At 66.2% G+C, this 19,694-nt stretch carries 10 protein-coding genes and 6 pseudogenes; 5 read left to right on the top strand and 11 right to left on the bottom strand.

Annotated features, from left to right (window positions below; genetic code table 11):
• Positions 1-28: 28 nt before the first annotated feature.
• Both ACWFRJ_RS43550 and ACWFRJ_RS43545 read right to left on the bottom strand, forming a co-directional pair.
• A complete protein-coding gene (locus tag ACWFRJ_RS43550; protein WP_453544442.1) occupies positions 29-283 on the bottom strand; it encodes an acyl carrier protein in 255 nt (84 codons plus the stop codon).
• Positions 276-1,907, bottom strand: coding sequence for an AMP-binding protein (locus ACWFRJ_RS43545; protein WP_453544440.1), 1,632 nt, complete (start codon positions 1,905-1,907; stop codon positions 276-278). The genes ACWFRJ_RS43550 and ACWFRJ_RS43545 overlap by 8 nt, the downstream gene beginning before the upstream one ends.
• A 516-nt stretch (positions 1,908-2,423) precedes the next feature.
• Between ACWFRJ_RS43545 and ACWFRJ_RS43540 the strand changes: the two genes are divergently transcribed.
• Positions 2,424-2,777 carry an effector-associated constant component EACC1 gene (locus ACWFRJ_RS43540; RefSeq protein ID WP_453544438.1) on the top strand — a complete coding sequence of 118 codons (354 nt, stop codon included), beginning with the start codon at positions 2,424-2,426 and terminating at the stop codon, positions 2,775-2,777.
• A gap of 156 nt (positions 2,778-2,933) precedes the next feature.
• On the opposite strand, the gene ACWFRJ_RS43535 is transcribed toward ACWFRJ_RS43540, so the two are convergent.
• Together ACWFRJ_RS43535 and ACWFRJ_RS43530 are read right to left on the bottom strand one after the other, a co-directional pair.
• On the bottom strand, positions 2,934-5,135 hold the full coding sequence (locus tag ACWFRJ_RS43535; protein WP_453544436.1) for an ATP-binding protein: 2,202 nt from the start codon (positions 5,133-5,135) through the stop codon (positions 2,934-2,936).
• Between the two features lie 184 nt (positions 5,136-5,319).
• Positions 5,320-6,081, bottom strand: a pseudogene (locus ACWFRJ_RS43530) (transposase family protein).
• A gap of 113 nt (positions 6,082-6,194) precedes the next feature.
• On the opposite strand from ACWFRJ_RS43530, the pseudogene ACWFRJ_RS43525 reads away from it, so the two are divergent.
• A pseudogene (locus tag ACWFRJ_RS43525) lies at positions 6,195-6,654 on the top strand (transposase family protein); the annotation flags it as partial.
• Between the two features lie 34 nt (positions 6,655-6,688).
• Here ACWFRJ_RS43525 and ACWFRJ_RS43520 read toward each other — a convergent pair.
• From ACWFRJ_RS43520 to ACWFRJ_RS43505, 4 genes and pseudogenes are all read right to left on the bottom strand, one after another.
• Positions 6,689-7,432 carry a terpene synthase family protein gene (locus tag ACWFRJ_RS43520; protein ID WP_453544434.1) on the bottom strand — a complete coding sequence of 248 codons (744 nt, stop codon included), beginning with the start codon at positions 7,430-7,432 and terminating at the stop codon, positions 6,689-6,691.
• Between the two features lie 390 nt (positions 7,433-7,822).
• Positions 7,823-7,971: pseudogene (locus ACWFRJ_RS43515) on the bottom strand (IS5/IS1182 family transposase); the annotation flags it as partial.
• 107 nt (positions 7,972-8,078) lie between these two features.
• Positions 8,079-8,789, bottom strand: a pseudogene (locus ACWFRJ_RS43510) (IS5 family transposase); the annotation flags it as partial.
• A gap of 50 nt (positions 8,790-8,839) precedes the next feature.
• Positions 8,840-9,745: pseudogene (locus tag ACWFRJ_RS43505) on the bottom strand (alpha/beta hydrolase).
• 144 nt (positions 9,746-9,889) lie between these two features.
• Between ACWFRJ_RS43505 and ACWFRJ_RS43500 the strand changes: the two are divergent.
• Positions 9,890-10,216: pseudogene (locus tag ACWFRJ_RS43500) on the top strand (transposase); the annotation flags it as partial.
• A gap of 343 nt (positions 10,217-10,559) precedes the next feature.
• Positions 10,560-11,009, top strand: a complete 450-nt coding sequence (locus ACWFRJ_RS43495; RefSeq protein WP_453544432.1) for a hypothetical protein — start codon at positions 10,560-10,562, stop codon at positions 11,007-11,009.
• An 86-nt stretch (positions 11,010-11,095) separates the two neighbouring features.
• Here the strand turns inward: ACWFRJ_RS43495 and ACWFRJ_RS43490 are convergent, their stop codons facing one another.
• Both ACWFRJ_RS43490 and ACWFRJ_RS43485 read right to left on the bottom strand, forming a co-directional pair.
• On the bottom strand, positions 11,096-11,272 hold the full coding sequence (locus tag ACWFRJ_RS43490) for a hypothetical protein (protein WP_453544430.1): 177 nt from the start codon (positions 11,270-11,272) through the stop codon (positions 11,096-11,098).
• A 75-nt stretch (positions 11,273-11,347) separates the two neighbouring features.
• On the bottom strand, positions 11,348-11,746 hold the full coding sequence (locus tag ACWFRJ_RS43485; protein WP_453544428.1) for a hypothetical protein: 399 nt from the start codon (positions 11,744-11,746) through the stop codon (positions 11,348-11,350).
• A 191-nt stretch (positions 11,747-11,937) separates the two neighbouring features.
• On the opposite strand from ACWFRJ_RS43485, the gene ACWFRJ_RS43480 reads away from it, so the two are divergent.
• On the top strand, positions 11,938-12,705 hold the full coding sequence (locus tag ACWFRJ_RS43480) for a transposase family protein (RefSeq protein ID WP_453544426.1): 768 nt from the start codon (positions 11,938-11,940) through the stop codon (positions 12,703-12,705).
• A gap of 625 nt (positions 12,706-13,330) precedes the next feature.
• Here the strand turns inward: ACWFRJ_RS43480 and ACWFRJ_RS43475 are convergent.
• Positions 13,331-19,690 carry an SDR family NAD(P)-dependent oxidoreductase gene (locus ACWFRJ_RS43475; RefSeq protein WP_453544424.1) on the bottom strand — a complete coding sequence of 2,120 codons (6,360 nt, stop codon included), beginning with the start codon at positions 19,688-19,690 and terminating at the stop codon, positions 13,331-13,333.
• Between the last annotated feature and the right edge of the window lie 4 nt (positions 19,691-19,694).

Below are 19,694 nucleotides of genomic sequence, written 5' to 3'. Positions count from 1 at the left end.
GGGTTGGGCCACGGCAGGGCCTGACCCGTCACGACCGGGCCGCCTGCACGGCCTGGGCCAGGTCATCCACGGTATGGACTTCGATCAGGGATTCCTCGTCGAGTTTGAGGCCCAGTGCGTCTTCCAGGCGCACCACTGTCTCCACCAGACGTAGCGAGTCCGCATGAGGGAGTCCCAGCAGCAGAGCATCCTCCTCGATCCGGCCGGGGGCGATGCCGAGCACCTGCGCCAGTGTCTGGCGTACAACCGCCAGCGCGCTCTGATGGCTCACGTTCTCACTCATGGTTCATCTCCTTCAGGCGTTGCCGTACTTCGGGACGGCGCCATTTGCCGCTTGTGGTGCGTGGCAGCCAGCCACGCCGTACGGGATGCACGGTCAGGCGGCTCAGACCCAGCTGAGCACTTACCGTCATGCGAGCCCGCTCGGCGACGGCCTGCAGGTCGGCCTCGGTGGTTTCCACGACAACCGTCAGCCGCTCGGCCTGGACATCGGCCACCGCCACGCAGTGCTGCCGGAAGACGCCGGGTACCTTCGCCGCCAGTGCCTCCACGTCCTCGGCGTGTAAGTTGCGGCCCTCTGCGATGATCATGTCTTTGGTGCGGCCGGCCACATACAGTTCGCCGTCCCACATGAAGCCGGTGTCGCCGGTTCGTAGCCAGTCGTCATGGAAGGCCTCATCGGTGGCCTCGCGGTGATGGAGGTAGCCGGTCATCAGCCCCGGTCCGCGCGTTTCAATCTCCCCGAAACGGCCCTCCTCGAGCACGTTGTCCGCGCCGTCGGTGATGCGGAGTTCGGCCCTGCCCAGGGGTACTCCGCACGACACCAACCTGCGGCGGCCCGCACCGTGCTCGGCCAGTCGCACCTGCTGCCCATCGGTGAGGGAGTCGCGCTCCACCGACAGGACGCGGGGGCTGCACTGAGAGGGCACTCCCGTGACCGCCAGTGAGGTCTCGGCCATCCCGTAGGCCGGATGCAGCACCGTTTCCTCGACCCCCAGGGGGCCGAAGGTCTCGGCGAACCGGGTCAGTGTGTCGGGTCGGATGACCTCGCCTCCGTTCCAGGCCATTCGCCATCGGCTCAGATCCAGCCCGTGGCCATCGGTATCACCAGCAGCCAGGATGAGCCGGTCGTAGGCAAAGTTCGGGGCGGCGAAGATGGTGAGTTCGTTCTCGGACAGATTGCTCAGCAGTCCAGCCGGGTCCCGAATGAAGGACAGTGGACTGAACAGATGGATGTCCGCATCCGCTGTCATCGCATACAAGAGCTCAAAGAGTCCGAAGTCGTGGAACAGCGGCAGCCAAAGCGCGAACCGGTCCTGTGACGTGATCTCGCAGAACTCCAGCACATCCTGCACCGCCGCCATCACTGCCCCGTGGGAGAGCACAGCCCCTTTGGGGTGAGCCGCACTGCCCGACGTGAACTGCACCACTGCAGCTGCCGTCGCCGAGACGGCCCCCGCCGCAGGAGGCGTTGTCGCCGGGGCGCATCCCTCAACCGGTACCACCTGCACGCCTGTACTTGCAGCCAGGGCCCGGGCGCAGTCACCAAAGGGCTCGGCGACCACGAGGTGCCGCATCTGCGCCGAACGCACCAACGGCTCCAGCTTCTGGGGCAAGTCCGTGCCCACCGTGGGAGTGGGCAGCACGCTGGCCGCTCCTCCCGCCGCCAGGATTCCCAAGAATCCCGTGAGGAATTCTGGAGTGGTGGGCGCAAGTACCCCCACTACATCCCCCGGTTGCACCCCGTGCTGTGCCAGCGTGTCAGCCACGCCGAAGGCGGCTTCCGGTAAATTCTTGTAGGGCACCACCACGCTTTGTTCTGCAAATACCGCTTGGCCCTGGTACTCCGGAAGTCTCCCCAGTAACGCGCACACCGTGGGAATCTCTTCCGCCTGAAGCGGGTGCATATTTCACTGCCCTCCAAAGCGCTGGCAAACGTTGCCGATAAGGCGCCGATCCGGTGGCCCATACGAACCCACCGGATCGGCGCCTTCATCCGGAGTAGCCCGTCGCGACTCGCACAAGCCCCCCAGGCGACGGCGCATTTCGCGCAAAGGAAGCACTACACATGTCCATGGCAAGATCCGCACTCCGGCACGCGCGGTGTACGCCCCCTGCCAGTGCAGAGGGTCCAGGCCGACGTCCCGCGTTGAGGGCGCAAATTCCTCGCCCGCACCGAGCCAGCCAAACTGCACGCGGCCGGCCTGCTGGACTGGCCACGGGTGATCTGTGACGGCCGCGGCGCCCCGCTCAAGGTCATCACGACGGCCGCGAACGTCAATGTGGTTGCTGTGCGCAGGGGAGGGGGAGTGGGGGTGCAATCTCGATCAGGACGAGTCCCAGCGTTTGTCTCGCTCAGCAGATGTCGGGCATCTACTCTCTAATCACCTGCGGGGAGAGCTGCCAGGACGTTCGGGGGACGCATGCGCTTGGTGATCAGCGTTCATGAAGGTTCGGTCGAGGATGAATTGCGGTCTCTCTACGACTGGTTGATGACCGATAGGACGGTGCGGCGGGGCGCACTGGCGGAACTCGCGTCGTCGAATCCACCAATAGCCGCCAGCAATCGTCGGCCGTCGATATTCTGTCGCTCGTACTCAGCAGTGGCTTCAGCACGGCTTCTCTTGGCGTCAGCCTCGCCCAACTGGCGCGCTACGCGACCGCAGCACCCCACCGTGACGGTTGAACGCCCTGACGGCACCAAGGTGAGCATTTCCGGCGCGACGCCTGAAGCGGCGCAACACCTGATGCACCAGCTGCTCAATCCTGAGCCTTGAGATCACAGCGATGACGGCGGACAGACTGCCCCGCTCGGCGGATTCCCGTGCCGTATTGTTCGGTGCGAGCACCTTCGAGATGCTGGAGGATCTCCCGGCTGTCGAAGGCAATGAGCGTTTTCCATCCTGATGCGGTCGCGGCTCCGGACGGCGGGTTCACTCCAGGCGCAGGAAGAAGCTGATGCCCTTGTCGATACCGGCCTCCAGGCCCATTCGATGGGCCGTCGCGTACGGTGCGGCGCCGAGGGTCTCGCGGAGCTGTTGTTCGCAGGCGTTGCGGGTCGCTAGGAACTCCGGCACTCCGGCGCGGTCCCGTCCGATGGAGTGCCAGAGGCTGTCGGCGGTGCCGAGCAGCCGGGCAGCGCGTTCGGGGGCCGACGCGACGAGGGACGTTGCCATGGTGTCGAGATCGACTGCGGCGCCGAAGGTGTCGTTCAGTTGCCACTTGAGGGCCAGTGAGTTGCGGGCGTGGCGGTGGGCCGTCGTTGGATCGCCGTCGGCCAGTGCGGCCATGGCCAGGAAGTAGAGGGCGTAGGCGCGCAGCCACAGGTCGCCGTGGCGCTCGCTGTGTTCGCGCATGAGGTCGGCAGCCGCCACGGCCTGGGCGATCTCGCCCGACAGGAGATGCGCGTACGAGGTAATGCCTTGGGTCAGGAGCCAGATGGCGAGGGCGCTGCCGCGGGCCGGGGGGCGGTCCGGCGAGGCGCGGCAGACGTCGAGGGCCTGGTCCGGGCGGGCGGTCATCACCAGGCGGGTGCCCCGGACGTAGCGCATGGCGGCGGTCGCCGCCGGGTCCGCGAATCGGTCCGCCAGGGGCCAGGAGGTGTTCTCCAGCGCGGCCGAGCGCGCGAAGTCGCCCTGCATGTTGGCCACATGGCCGCAGGACCACAGGGCCCGGAGCAGCTGAGGGCCCTCGGGCGCCTTGCGCTCCTCGGCGACGGCCCGCTCCAGGTAGACGCGCCCCTCGCGCAGGAAGCCGCACCCGGTCCAGAAGAACCACAGATCACTCGCCATCTCCAGTGCGGGCAGCGGATCCGGGTCGGCCAGGCAGGATTCGAGGGCCGCCCGCAGGTTGGCGTGCTCGGCGGTGAGCCGCTCGTACCAGTCGACCTGTTCCGGACCGGCCCACAGGTGGTCACCGGCCTGGGCGAGTCGGCGGTAGTAGTCCCGGTGGCGCTCGCGCAGCGGCTGTTCCTCCTCGAGCCGGGCCAGCCAGTCCTGGCCGTACTCGCGGATCGTGTCCAGCATCGAATAGCGGGGCCCGCAGACGGTGTCGGCGCGCTGGAGGATGGACTGGTCGACGAGGCGGTCGAGCAGGCCGGGTACCTGTCGGCCGGTGAGCGGGCCTCCCGTACAAACCCACTGCGCGGCCTCCGGCTCGAAGCCTCCGACAAAGACCGAGAGCCGCGCCCACGCCAGCCGCTCCAACGGGGAGCACAGCTCATGGCTCCAGCCGATCGTGGTCCGCAGCGCCCAGTGCCGCGGGTCTGCCTCGCCAGATCTGCCGTACGCGCTGTCGCTCTGCCTGGCCAGGAACTCGAAGCGGGTGTGCAGGGCCCAGCCGAGTTCGTTCAGGGACGTTTCGGTGAGCCGGGCGGCGGCCAGCTCGACGGCCAGCGGGATGCCCTCCAGGCGCGCGCAGATCTCGGCGACCGCGGCGCTGTCCTGCTCCGCGAGGACCACCGGGGGAGACGCTTCCGCGGCGCGCTGCGTGAACAACAACTCCGCGTCGGCCGGGGCTCCGTCGGAGCATCCTGCCCCTGTGGTGACCGGCAGCGGAAGAACGGGCACCACCCGCTCGCCCCGAGTCTGCAAGGCACTCCGGCTGGTGGCCAGGACATGCACCCCGGGGGCCGCCGCCAGCAGCACCCGGACAAGGTCCGCGCAGCCGGCGGTGAGGTGCTCGCAGCAGTCCAGGATCAGCAGCAGCTGCTTGTCCGCCAGCCATTCGGCCACCACGTCGAGTGCGGGCCGCGTGGTCTGATCGGACAGCCGCAACGCCTCATAGACGCCGAGCGCGATCATCTCCGCATCCCTGACGGGGTAGAGCTCGACCAGCCACACCCCGTCGGGAAAGGCGGCCCGCACTTCGGTTCCGGCGCGCCGGGACAGACGGCTCTTGCCCACCCCGCCCGGCCCGGTCAGCGTCACCAGCCGATGGGAGGTCACCAAGCCTGCTGTGGCGCTCAGTTCACTCCCACGCCCGACGAAACTCGTCGTCTCGGGCGGCAGGTTCCCCTTCTCCCCGACCTGCCGGAAGCCTTCCATGGCGCCCCTCTCCCGTCCGGTGGCCGTGCCGCTGTCCGCCGACCGCACCCGAGTCTGCTCCGCCGGTCCCGCCCGGAATCCGAATGCCATGAGCTGCCCGGTTCCTGCGCCAAGGCGTACACATGGCCCTACCACCCGGGCACTCCCGGCCAACTACCACCACAGCCCGATCAACGAGTCCGGGGCATGGACGTGGCGGGGGCAGGGATGTCATGCGCTGGCCCGCAGGTGAGGCCTCTCACGATGGAGGCGCCGCGACAACACAGAGGGTTTCTCATCCTGACGCGACAGCGAGGTGAAGGGCGAGGACGGCCTGCACGATTGCGGTGATGCGGTTGGTGCTGCAGCGCAGCTTGCGCAGGAGGCGCCAGCCCTTGAGCGTGGCCATGGCCTGTTCGCCGACGCAGCGGATTCATGCGTGGGTGGTGTGGTGGCGTCGTTGCCAGCGCTTGAGGCGGCGCCCCTTGAACGGGACCCGGACGTTTCGGGCCGTGCCCTGATGCGCCTTATCGGCGTAAGCCTTGAGGCCGACGTCGGCGAGGGCGTCGCTGATGCCGTGCTCGCGGGCCGCCGTCAGGTCGTGTGTCGCGCCGGGCAGCGCGGGCGAGGCCCACCGCAGCCGGCCGAACGGATCGGTCAGCACCTGAACGTTCATACCATGGTGCCGCTTCTTGCCGGAGTAATAGGGCCGGTCGGCGGCGATCCGGTCGATCGGCAGCACAGTGCCGTCCAGGATCACGTACGCCTTCGAACGAGCTGTCATCATCACCTCGTCGAGCGTCGGCGCGAGCACGGCCAGGACCTCGATCGCCTCGCGGACGTAGCGGTACACAGTGGCGATCCCGATACCGAACGAGGCCGCGAGCTGCGCATATGTGTCGCCGCACCGCAGATGAGCCAGGGCGAGCAGGGCTTGACGACCTACGGTCAGCCGCCGCCACCGACTGCCTATCTCCCGGCGTCGCGCCGTCAACTCCCGACTGAGGTGACGCAGGTGCGCGGTGGACAGATCGATCGCTGATGGGTAGACAAGCACACGGAGCTCCTGGAACGACGGTTGATCTTGGTCGATAACTCGTCTACTAGGAGCTTCGTCGTTCTGCATAGCCGTCCGACTCGCAGTTGCACTCGACAGGTTGGAAGAGCCCCACTGTCCTGATCGTGGACCGCACTTTGGTATTACACGCGACCACTCGGTGGCTGAGCACTCGAAGAACTACCGGTACTCAACCAACCGCCAGGTTGTCATCGACGCGGACGCACGGCTCATCGCTGTAGTCGGCCGGCCCTTGGCGGGTATCCGCAACGATTGCAAGGCGTGGTCTGAATCTGGGGCGAGGGATGTCGTGGGCGCCACGATGACGATCGCTGACGGTGGCTATCCGGGCACCAGTCCGGTTATTACCGCACCGCCACCGAAAGGGCGGAACTGCCCGCCTGGAAACGGGAACACAACAAGCCCCACAAGCAGGTCCGAGCACGGGTCGAGCATGTCTTCGCCCGTATGAAGTGTTGGAAGATCCTGTGGTACTGCCGGCTCAAGGGGGACGGTGTTCACCAGGCCATGCTCGGCATCGCTCGACTGCACAACCTTTCGCTTACCGAGTAATGCCATCTCTGCACCGGACACGACGTCAGAGCGGCTAGTACCGCGACGTTCTCTCGCACCAGTGGTGCCAGCCGGCAACCAGAGCCGCCACGTCGTCCGCGTAGCGCCTCACCAACGAGCTGTCTGCACAGGACAACTGCTCATGCATTCTGAGGAACTGGTCCATGACCTTCCGGTGGAGAGCAACTGTCATCTCAAGCCCTCGGGCAAGGGGGCACTGGTAGTGCTGGGCCAGTACGACGGGATAGTTCACCGCGGTAGTTGACGCGGCATGCTCTCTCTCATACGACCAGATGTCGTTAGAGATACCCAGCAGCTGCTGGGCAAGTTGATTGATGCGGGAGATGGCCGGAGAGTGCCAGAGATCCTCGGGCAATACGTATCCCGCCGTAATCCCGATCCACACCAACGGCCAATCGGCAATCGTGTGGGCACGCAGTACGGAATACTCCTCGGGAGACGGCAAAGTGGAGGCCGACATGAAGGCAGCCTCAGCCGCCGCACCGAGAGCGTAGGTGCGCCAGGCAAGTCGGAGGCGGGCTTGGTGTTCGCACCCACTCACCCCGGCAATCTGCTGCCACAACCCCAGCAGCGCCTGGGAAGCGGTGTCCCGGAGCGGGGCCGCCTCCTCACGGTGCGGGGCCAGCACCGCCTCCCAGCGAAGTAGCTGTCCCACAGCCGCACTGGCATCACCCGCTCCGGCCGGCACTTCCACCAGGTCGCCGTCCAGTTCGAAGAGATACATCAGCACACAACCGGCCAGGACAGCTTCCTCCACTCCGCTATGGGGATAGAGACAGGCGGCCAGCCGTCCGTATCCCGCGGCCCGGGCCGACTCGGCATGGTGAAAGAGTGCCTGTGTTCCCGACCAGGACCGAACCCCTTGTTCAACTTGCTCAGCGCGGGGATGCTCTATGGCCGGCAAGGGGCATAGCCCTGCCGCGGCGTCCAGTTGAGTGGCATGCATCTGTCCACAACACCCCGGCTTCTCCTGTTAGGGAAGAGGGAAATCTCCAGCAGGGCGTGAACGCGTTGAATGCTTGCGCGGAAATGAAAGCTACGCTCACCCCACGCCCCAACCAGCGCACCAGTTACAGGACAACCCTTAAAGGGTGTTGCACAAGGCCGTTTTCCGGCAGGTCAGGGCCTGTGAGCGCGGTTCTCTGGTCCGGGCGCGGACCGTGCGGTGGGCGGCGTTGTCGTCCTCTTCGCCTGGCAGCAGGGCGCGGCGGGGGCGTTTGCGGTGCGAGGTGACCATTCCGCAGTTGAGGTCGGCGCCGTCCCCCAGGGGGGCACACCCTGGCAGTGCGCAGCCAGGGCCAGGTGCGTTCGCCATCGGACAGCGCGGCAAGGCGGGAGCGTTCCACGGCCAGGGTGGTCTCGCTGTCTTTGGCGTAGCGCCGGACGAGGTCGGCGCTTTCGTGCCGGGCGCTCGACTTCGTTTCGGCGCCGGTAGTGCTCCTGGTCGAACCTGGCGGGCCTGCCGCCCGCGCTGCCTCTGCGCCGACGGTTGGCCCGCTGGTCCCTCGGCTCCGGGCTCGTGTGCTTGACCCGGCGTCTTCGCAGGTAACTGCGGTTGAGGCGGGAACTGTATGCCTTGTCGCCCCTGGCATGAGCCGGTCGGCTTCGGGGGCGCCCGCCGATGGACGGGGCACCCGGATCCGGTCCAGAACCTCGGTCATCTACGGTGCGTCACCCCACTGGCCGGGCGTAAGAAGGAAGACCAAAGGACGGCAGCCGCCCTCGCCGCAAGGTGGATCTTGCGGGTTAGCCCGCCCCGGGACCGCCCGAGTCCCTCGTCGGGGCGGTGGTGCCAGGGCGTCGTCCTTTCTTCGGGATCCGGGGCCGGGCCTTTAGGGCACCGCCCGCGTGCTGATGGGCCGGGCAGGATGTCGAGTCGACTCCGACCATCGACCAGTCGACGCGACCGACGAGGTCGACGTCCGCCTGGACCGTCTGCAGGATCCGTAGCGTTCCGGCAGATCACGCCAGGGAACTCCGGTCCGGACTCGGAACAGGATGCCGTTCGCCACTGTGCGGTGGTCACTCCACCGGCCTCCCCGATCACCCGACGGCGGCAGGTGCGGCTCCAGAAGCGACCACTCGCGATTCGTCAGATCCCCCTGACGCGTGATCGAACCAACGAGCGAGCAATCGGAAGGTCACATAATCCGCCGAACAGGACCTAGCCCCCCTGCCCTGCGAGCGTGTCCAGGACGTCCGCAACCGGGGTGGGATCCAGAGGACCGACGTGTGACGCCCCGGGGAAATCGTGCACGCGGAAGCTGTTGCCGGGGGTGAACGCGTCGGCTTCCGCGATCATTCTGTCCTAGAGCGCGGTGGCGATCGTACGGTCCCTGCCGAAACGCAGATACGTGCGGGGAATGCGTCCCCAGTTGCCGGCCCGGCCGACCGCTCGGCCCGCATAGGCGGCGACGGGCTCGTCACTCTGCATACCGGACAGTATGCGGCGGAAGTCGGCGTCGGGGTAGTCCGCGCAGATCATCTCCTTCAGGAGGGCCAACTCACCGCTGACACCTGTACGGAAGTTCAGCCGCAATACCCCGAGCCGGTCCGGGTCCCCCACCGTCAGCTCCACCGGGCTGACGGCGTTCGCGTTCTCGGGTGCCGCCGTGCAGGCGTCCGCCGTGGGCAGGACGCGGCTGGGACAGAAGGCCGCCATGTAGCAGATGTGGTGAAGCAGGTGCGGGACGGCGTCGCCGACACGGCTGACCGACACGCCGCCCAGGCTGTGCCCGACCAGCACCACCGGGCCGTTCCGTGCGGCCCGCCGCACGATGCCCGTGACGCGCGCCTCGTAGTCGTCAAGGCCGAGGCCCTTCAGCGGGGAGGGCTCTACCGACATGGCTGTGAGGTCCTGCCGCTGGTACGACTCCGCCACGAAAGCCTCCGCGCCGTGCCGCGGCTGGTCCACCATGACGACGCGGTGGCCGCGCAGCACCAGTTCCCGCGCAATCGGCATCCAGAACGCGCCGGCGCTGTGGGTACCGTGCACCAGCACGTAGGTTCTGAGCCCGCGACGCGGGGCCGCCGCGGCGGGCGAGGGTCCGGGCCCGGTGGCCAGCGTCATGCCCCCCACTGTGAGTCCCAGCCCACGTACCGCTGTCCGCCGGGTGGCGCCTTTTCGTTCTTCGTTCGTGTCATCCGTCATGAACACAACGCTATGAACGGCCCGTTCGGCCCACCAGCGATCCGCAGGGTCCGATCCGCGCGCCGTGAGCGACCGGACCCCCCCGCGCGTTCCCGCCGCAACCGCAGTTACCTGCGAAGACGCCGGATCAAGCACACGATCCCGGAACCGAGGGACCAGCGGGCCAACCGCCAGCACTGAGGCAGCACGGGCGGCAGGCCCGCCAGGTTCGACCAGGAGCACTACCGGCGCCGAAACGAAGTCGAGCGGACCATCCACCGGCTCAAGAACTTGCGGGCGGTCGCCACCCGTTACGACAAGAGAGCCCATGGCTTCCACGGAGCAGTCGCCGCAGCCGCGATCCGACTATGGCTCCGATGCGGGAGGTGCTGGCCGCGATCGTGTTCGTAGCGATTTCCGGATGTACGTAGCAGCAGCTTCCCGCCGCGTCGTTCGGACCTTCCAGTGCGACGGCCCACCGCCGGTTCGCCGAGTGGTCGAAGGCCAGCGCCCTCCCCCTGACGGCCGCGAGGGACGCGGGTTGCAAGGTCGCCTACCTGCCGGGCCCGGCGATGCGGCGGCGTGGAGCTTGGCCCACACCCCCATCGAGGTGAGCGTCCGCAACTGCTCTCACTCGAATAGCTGACTCTGAACGCGGCGCCCAGCGGGTATCCCCATATGGACTGTGGCAGCCGTCATTTCCGACGCTGCCGCCACGCGCCTCCGGCGCGCCTGAGAAGGAGCCTCTATGCGCATGCATCGATACACCGCAGTAGCACTGAGCGCCGCTGTCCTCGCCACGGGACTGCTCAGCACAGGCACCGCCACCGCTCAAACCCAACACCTCACGCACCTGTCCTCCCCCGCAGACGCCCCCTCCTGTCACGATGTGACCATCGACACTCCACAGCCGGGCTCCGTTTATCAGGGTGGAGGCCGCGTCCGTATCGACATCCACAACGACCCCGGGTCTATCGACACCCTGACTGCAATCGACCTGCTTCAGATCCAGCCCAACGGACAACCACCCACGCACGTAGAGAAAGTCTGGGAGGGAGAGGAAAAGTTCTCCGGCAGGTTCTCTTTGAAAGATTCCTTGCCCAACACCGGTCTGGCTGGCGACTTCTTCTACCGGGCGGAAGTCAACACCGCCGGAGATGGAGCCTGCCGGGTCGACAGCAGCCCGTTCACCATCGCGCACTGACCTATGAGTCACGCCTCAGCACAAACAAAAAAGGAGGCCGCACCCTTGCGGGGCGGCCCCTTCTATTGCGCCTGCGGAATGGCCGCTCAGTCGTCGTCCTGGTCGTCGTTCGGCGTGGTGCTGTAGGTCTGGGTACCGAACGTGGACGAGGTGACGGTCACGCTCTGGCCGCCGGACAGGGTGACGGTCTCTGCGGTCTCCTCGGCGGGGCCGCGAAGGCGTCGCCGGATTTCTGGGCTCTGCGGGTCTTCCGCACCAGGCACCTACCGCACTAGGGAGGAAGGCGCCAAAACCACGAAGCGACCAAAAAGCAGCACGGAACGAAACCAACTCGGACCTTAACCAACGGCGCTGCCGACAGGAGACGTGAGCGGCGACACCGCGGAGGCTGGGGCCTCAAAAGTGGAAAATGGGTTAAGAAAGGCAAAATTCGAGCCCCCGGCCCCGCCGTTCTGCGGGATATCCACGGGAAGTTGGTTGAGGTTCCCCAGCACTCCGCTGCCCTGTTCCGTGCGCGCCACGGCAGTGACCTGCTTGTTTGCGTTGATCATCGTGTTGTTGAAGGCAGCATTGCCGATACCGATGACGTTTTCACTGGCGGCCGCTGGTGCAGCCGACAGCGCCACCGCTCCCAGCGCCGTTACCGCCAGAACTGTCCGCCCACGTCCCAGCCGCAATCGCGTCGCCACGGTCTTCCCCTCGTCCAGGCCGACACCGTCACCGGTGCAGACACCCATCGATGCGTCTTGTCACAGGATCAACGACAGACCTCAACCGGCGACACGGCCGGATACGCTGCAATGACCGCAGCCATAAGGCAACGCCGTATGTTCGCGGCGGCTGACCACACTGCGTGACGATCAGTCGAGGAAACGGGACGGCTTCTAAAGGGTGTTGCACAAGGCAGTGAACTGGGCATCTCCGGTGTATGGCTGGGGTGCTGAGGGCTGATCGTGTGTGGGTGGAGACGTTCACCGGGCTGTCGGTGGAGCAGTTCGGGCGGCTGCTGAAGACGGTCCGGGACCGGGGTGGCAACGGGACGTTGCGGGGCCGGCCGTGGGGCCTTCGGCTGGCCGAACGGGTGCTGGTGGTGGCCGTGTACTACCGCACGAACCTGACCATGCGACAGTTGGCGCTGTTCGGGATCTCCTCCTCGACCATGTGCCGGGTGATCCAGCGGCTGGGTCCGCTGCTGGCCCTCGAGCCCCTATCCCGGCCTGTCGACGCGGCAGGCCGGCTGTGGATCGTGGACGGCACCCTGCTGCCGGTCCGCGACCGGCGCATCGGATCGTCCTCACGCAACTACCGGTTCTCGGCGAACGCGCAGGTCATCGTGGATGCCGACACCCGCCTGGTGATCGCCGCTGCCCGGCCGGTGCCGGGCACCACCGCCGATGCGCACGCCTGGCGCGCCTCCGGCCTGGCCGCGCACTGCCGGGGCGTGACCGTCCTGGCCAACGGCGCCTACCTCAACTGCGGGATGGTCGTGCCGCACCGCAAACGCCCCCGACGCGCCCTGCTGCCGGGCGAAGAGGACGACAACGCCGCCCACCGCACGGTCCGCGCCCGGGTGGAGCACGTGATCGGCCGAATGAAGAACCACAAGATCCTCCGCGACTGCCGGCAGCACGGCGACGGACTCCACCACGCGGTCCAGGCCGTCGCCCAGATGCACAACCTCGCCCTCGCATCATGACCAGAGAACCGTGCTCACGGGCCCTGACCTGCCCGAACACTGCCTTGTGCAACACCCTTTAAGCGGATGCGCGGTGCCCGGCATGCCAGTACTAGTGCCGACACTGACTTCTACGGCCGGCCAGGCGGTGGTGATGGAGTGCTCGCCGTCGTCGGGTAGGCGCCACAGCGACGCGGTAGACACCGCCCGATACCAGCACCCAGTAAGAGTCCGGGGTCTACGCCAGGACCCGCCTTCGCCGGGAAGCGATCCTTAACGCTGCACCGCCGCCGCACTGGACGTGCCACAGCGGCCGCGCGTGGATCAACTCGGCGGCTCCGACAGGTCGCGCGAGGGAACCCGTGCCGCCAGTTTCGACAGCAGCACGGAAGCCAGCTCGGCATCCGGCGCCACCTCGTTCGCTCCGAAGCCATGATCCACCTCGCCATGACCGACCTCATGGCCCGCCGCCTCACCGGCGAGGGCACCATCTCCTGGCGCACCCCGACAACAACGGACCAACTCCGCAAAACGGGATAAAACAACAGGAAGAAAACGACCTCTGAGGCGGGCGGGCCGCTCGCGACGGCCTCTCGCTCAGCGGGTACGTCGATGCTGCCGTGGTCGAGCGGCCCTTCGTACCTGCTCAGGTAGCAGCTGCCAGAATTGCTTCCGCAATACTTCTGCTGTGCTGCGACATGATGGAGAAGTGGTCTGTCGCGATATTGATGACGTGCTCGAATCCGCTGTCGGCCAGAGCGGGTGTTGTCGGCCACCAAGAAGGCTGGCGGGTGGCGCGAAGGAGGGTCTTTGGGATCCTCGTCGTACCCCAGTGGTGACCGTAGGGAAATTCAAGATACCTGCCCAAGGCTGTCACCGTGGCGTAGTCGAATCCGTCCGTCTGGTTAGCCTGATCTGCAAATCGACGAAGCAGAGACGTTAGTGCCGCGTCGTCCCGAACTACCGCATCGGTGCCGGGCGGGTCGATCATCACGACAGAGTGCGGATATTTTCCGCCCTTCTCCAGGATGGCTGAAGTGGCCTCGGCGAAATAGGCTCCTGACGAGTGACCTACGAGAACGAAGGGGGTGTTCTGGGCAAGCTCGGCTACGGTGGCTGCGAGCACTTGAGCTACTGCTTCCGAACTGTTGGGGAGCGGTTCTTCCTCGCGATAACCCGGAAGACCCAGGGCGTAGGCTTTCAGGTGCCGCCTTAGGTGTCCTGTCACCTGTGTGTAGGAAAATCCATTCCCTACCGGCGCGATGGAATCAATGCAGATCACGAGGGTTTCACCGTCGCCGTCACATAGCTTGACGGGCTTCCGTAAATCCTTGTGACCTGCCGGATCCGAGAATGACGATCGTGTCCGTGCTGCTCCGGTCGCAATGTGAGAAGCCCGACGTCCTTCTCCTCGGTTAATCGCTGCGGTGAACACCTCGACGACGTCAGCCGCGTCTGGCGGTACTGCGTTGCTCTGGGCTGGTGGGCTTTTGCTCGGGGGGTTGCTCTTGCCTTCAGGCTCAGTTTTGGCCCTTGTCTGCAGAAGAGACGTGAGGTGTTCGGCCAGGGCCTGAGGTGTGGGGTAAACGAACACTGCGGTGGCGGGGAGACGGACATCAGCCGCGATGTTCAAGCGGTTGCGCAGCTCGACCGCCATGAGCGAGTCCACACCCATGTCAGCGAAGTTGCGTTGGAAATCGTCCGCCCGTGGATGCTTGTAGCCGAATACGGTGGCTGTGGTGGCGAGAACCAGTTCATCGACTGCTTCAGGAAATGCTGCGTCGTCCAGACCTACCAGGGACTTGCGCGGGCCAGTATCTTGCGATCGGAGTGACCTGGGGGTTTTGGGGCGGTTACGGGTGCCCACAAGTCCTGCCAGCAGGGCGGGTGCCGCATGTGACTCGACGGCTGCGGACAGCGCCTCGCTGTCAATCGGAGTGGCGATCAGCGCGGGTGAGGATGTCCGAATGGCCTGGTCGAAGAGATTGAGTCCTTCGCGCTCGGTCATCGGCCTCATACCTGTGCGGCTGATTCGTTGCAGATCGCCGCTCGTGAGGTGAGCGGTCATTCCGGTCGCGGTATTCCACAGTCCCCAGGCAATAGAGGTGGCGGGTAGCCCTTTGGCTCGGCGATGCTGGGCCAGGCCGTCGAGGAAGGCGTTGGCGGCGGCGTAATTGCCCTGTCCGGGGCTTCCGAAGACACCGGAAACGGAGGAGAAAACAATGAACCTGGCCAGTCCGATCTCTTGGGTGAGGTCGTGGAGGTGGGCGGCCGCTTCGACTTTTGGACGCATGACTTTGCGTACCTGATCTGCCGTAAGCCGGGTGAGGATGGCGTCGTCGAGTACGCCGGCCATATGCACCACGGCGGTGAGCGGATGCTGGGGCGGTATGCCGCCGACTAGCTGTGACAGATCGTCGCGATCGGCAACATCACACTGGACGATGGTGACCTCAGCGCCGAGTTCCGCAAGTTCGGTGCTCAGGTTGTCAGCGCCGACGGCTGCCGATCCCGTCCGTGAGGCGAGTACCAAGCGGGTGACTCCGTGTTCGCTCACGAGACGGCGGGCGATGAGTTTGCCGATGCCACCGGTGGCACCGGTGACAAGGACAGTTCCGTCGGGGTCCAGCGGTGCGGGGGCGACCGCGGAGGGCGGCCTGCGACGCACGAGCCCTGGACTGCTCACCACGCCGCGCCGCACGGCGACTTCAGCGTAGGAGGGTGCTGCCGCGGCAGCCTTCGCCCACGCGTTGGATGAGCTGTCGAGATCGAACAGAACGAAGCGGTCCGGGTGCTCGATAGCGGCGGTTCGGGCGAGCCCCCACAGCGCACTCTGCTCAGGGCGGACGTCGTCGCCGTCGTCGACCGCCACTGCATGAGATGTGGCAATGGCCAACGTGGTGGTGGCGAGCCGTTCGTCAGCGGTCCATTGGGCCAGCGCCCGGAGCGTGTACTCAGTCAGCAGGATCGCTGACTTTGCGGTGTCCGGTTCCGCGGGAAGCTGGCCGTGCGGGGAGAGCACGGGAACTGTGTTGCCTCCATCGAGCAGGCACCTTTCGACACTTTCGATGTCGTGGCAGATCGTCAGACGTGGATCGTTGCCTGCGGTGAGCATGCCGGTAGCGTCGAGGATGCACAGATCCTCGGGTGTAGATTCCTGGAACGATGCGGTCGGTGTCCACTGGAGTTGGAGGAGCGACTCGGACTCCGTCGGCTGGATTGCCTGCTTCAGCCGGGCTTGCGAGATCGGACGCGTGGACAGACCCGCGATTCGGGCCACGTGGCGGCCGGATTCATCGAACAGATCCATGCCGACAGACTGACCGGAGCGCTGGGTGAGGTGAGCCCTGAGGGTATCGGATCCCGGATGGATGAGTTGGGCACCTTCGGCGGAGAACAGGAGAGGAACCTGACACTCCGAGATCTCGTCGGCTGAATTGAGGCTCTTGAGTTGCCAATGAGCTGCGGCGTCCAGGAGTAGGGGGTGTATCCCGAAAACGCTCGCTTCCGAGCGATATCGCGGCGGTATTTTTACCTCGACGAAGACTTCTCCGTACCGCTGCCAGATTGCGTGAACATTCTGGAAATCCTCTCCGAAATTGTAGCCGCGCCTGGCCAGGGTGGGGTAGAGATCCGTAGTGTCTACCGGCTCTGCGCCGGCGGGCGGCCAGGTCGTCATATCCGCCCAAGGCCGCTCCTGGACGTCACCGCCGGGGTTCCTCAGGTACCCGGATGCGTTACAGGTCCAGGTGTCGTCCTCTTCTCGGCCTGTGGTCCTCGGTGCCTGCGAGTTGATGGTGATGCGGCGCCGGCCTGCGCCCTCGTCGCTGCCGATCCTGACCTGCAGTCGGACCGCGTCCTGGCCGGGAAGATGCAGCGGGCTGAGGAACGTCAGCTCTTCCACCTCGGGGCAGCCGACCCGCAGCCCAGCCTGCAGTGCCATGTCCAGCATCGCCACCCCCGGCATCACCACGGTTGTCAGCACCGCGTGGTCGGCCAGCCAGGGATGGGATTGCAGCGACACGCTGCTGATGGCGATCCACTCGTCGGTTCCCGCAAGTCCCGTGACCGGGCCGAGCAGTGACTGGTCGGCCGATCCCTCGCCGGAGTGCTCCTCCTCGCGCGCCCGACTCGGCCCGTCGGAACCGACCCAGTAGTGCTCGTGCTGGAAGGCGTAGGTGGGGAGCACTGCATTCGTGTTGCCCCTGTGGTGGTCGGGGAAGAAGTCGACGTTGTATCCGGCCACGTACAACTGGCCAAGGGCAGTGAGGAGTTCCTCGGTTTCCGGCTGGTCGCGGCGCATCACGCCGATGATGTGCGGTTCGTCTCGTGTGGCTGCCTCGGCGCTGAAGGCTTCCAGGGACTCGGCGATGGCCGGGGTGAGGACTGGATGTGGCGAAAGCTCCAGAAATTGTGTGTGGCCCTGTTCGAGAAGGGAATGCGTTGTGTCCAGCAGGTCGACACGGTTTCTGAGGTTCTGATACCAGTATTCGGCGCCCAACTGGCGCCCGTCGATCGGGGAGCGGTGTGACTGGCTATCTACGGTGCTGTACATGGGGATACGGGTGGCACCGGGCCGGATATCGGCGAATTGCTCCAGCAGCTGGTTTCGTACGGTCTCGACCTGGGGGCCGTGGGATGCGTAGTCAACGCCGATCCTGCGGGCGCGGACTCCGTCGGTCTGGCACCGGTCGAGGAATTCGCTGACGGCTTCGGTCTCTCCGCTGACGGTCCAATGGGTCGGGCTGTTGGCAGCTGCGACGCCGATGTGCCCAGCCCACGGTTCGAGGAGCTCATCCAGCCGTTCGGGAGCAGCCCAGACCGAGGCCATCGCGCCGTGGCCGGACAGTGCTGCCAGCGCCTGACTGCGAAGCGCGACGACTTTCGCGGCGTCCTCCAGGGTCAAAGCCCCGGCGACGCAGGCTGCGCTGATTTCCCCTTGGGAGTGGCCGACGACCGCGTCCGGGACGATGCCGTGGTGCTGGAGGGTCGCCGCCAGTGAGGTCATGACGGCGAAGAGCGCGGGTTGGATGACGCTGTCCGCCTCCAGGCTGGGTGCCCCTGGCGCTTGGCGCAGCACGTCCAGAACCGACCAGTGGGTGAACGGGCGCAGGGCTTGGTCAGCCGCGTCCAATGATGCCCGGAATGTCGTTGAGCCTTGATAAAGGCGCAGCCCCATGCGGGGCCACTGGGAGCCTTGGCCTCCGAAGACGAATACGGTCTTGCCTCGTGGTCCGGTGGTGCCGGTGACGACACCCGTTTCCGGCCGGCCTTCGGCAAGCGCGTCGATGCGAGCCGCGGTGGCGGTTGCGTCACCGGCAAGGACGACTGCCGAGTGCGTGAAGCGCGTGCGTGTGGTTGCGAGGCTGCGGGCGATGTCCTGATAAGAGAGCTCTGTGTGGTGGTGGATGTGCTGGCGAAGCCGCGCTGCCTGTGCTTTCAAGGCGGTCTTTGATTTTCCCGACAGGACCCAGGGGACGAGTTCTGCTTCGGGACTGCTCTGAGGGACCGGGCCGGCAGAGTCTTCGGCGGTTGGGCCAGGCGCGGATGCGTCCCCATTTTGGGCGGAGCCAGGGGTGGCAAGCGTCGGCACGGGACCGGTGGCGTCGGGACTCTGCTCGAGAATGAGGTGGGCGTTGGTTCCGCTGATACCGAATGAGGAGATGCCTGCCCGGCGCGGCCGTCCTGAGTTCGGCCACTGCTGTGACTGGGCGAGGAGACTGACGGTGCGGGAGGACCAGTCCACCTGGGGTGTGGGCTCATCCACGTGAAGGGTCTGGGGAAGCACGCCGTGGTGCATGGCCATCGCCATCTTGATGACGCCGCCGACGCCGGCGGCGGCAAGGGTGTGGCCTATGTTGGACTTCAAAGAGCCCAGGTACAGGGGTACCGGCGCTCCGTCGCCGTTGGTTGGGCGGCTTCGTCCGTAGGTGGCCGTCAGGGTTTCGGCCTCGATCGGGTCGCCGAGCACGGTGCCGGTGCCGTGCGCCTCGACGGCGTCCACGTCCGCGGCTGAGAGGCGGGCAGCGATCAGGGCGTCACGGATGACCTGCTGCTGGGCGATTCCGTTGGGGGCTGAGAGTCCATTGCTGGCCCCGTCCTGGTTGACGGCGCTGGCGCGGATGGTTGCCCATACCCGATGGCCATGCCGTTTGGCCTCCGAGAGCCTTTCCAAGGCAAGTACCCCGGCTCCCTCGCCCCAGCCGGTGCCGTCGGCGGCCGCCGCGAATGACTTGCACCGCCCGTCGGGCGACAGGCCCTTCTGCCGAGCGAACTCGGTGAAGGCCATGGGGGTTGCCATGATGCTGACGCCGCCCGCCAGGGCGAGGGTGCACTCGCCGCGTCGCAGGGCCTGACAGGCCAGGTGCACGGCGACCAGCGATGACGAACAGGCGGTGTCGACGGTGACGGCGGCGCCTTGCAGACCAAGGGTGTAGGCGATGCGGCCGGATACGACGGCGTGGGACACACTGGTCGGCCGATAGCCTTCGGTCCCATCGGATTGCTGCCAGCCGTCCGAGTAGTCGAGACTGGCGACCCCGGCGTAGACGGCGGTGTTGGATCCGCGCAGCCCGGTCGGATGGATGCCGGCGTGCTCGAGTGCCTCCCAGGCGGTCTCGAGCATGACGCGCTGCTGCGGATCGAGTGTGGCGGCCTCGCGAGGAGTTATCCCGAAGAATTCGGCGTCGAACATTGCGGCGTCGTAGAGGAACCCGCCGCGGTGTGCGTAGGTGGTTCCGGGCGCATCCTTGTCTTCGGAGAAGAGGCGATCGAGATTCCAGCCGCGGTCGGTCGGGAAGGGGCCGATGGCGTCACCGGCGCTTGCGACAAGGCTCCACAGGCTGTCCGGTCCGGCTACTCCGCCGGGGTAATGGCAGCCCATTCCCACAATGGCTATGGGCTCATTTTTGGTGTCTTCCATCTCCTTGAGCTGCTGCCGGCAACTGCTCAGTTTGGAGGTTGCGCGCTTGAGATAGTCAAGGAGTTGCTGCTCGTTGTCTGTCATGCTC

Source organism: Streptomyces sp. NPDC055239 (assembly GCF_053606205.1).
This window is presented reverse-complemented; position numbering and strand designations above follow the sequence as displayed.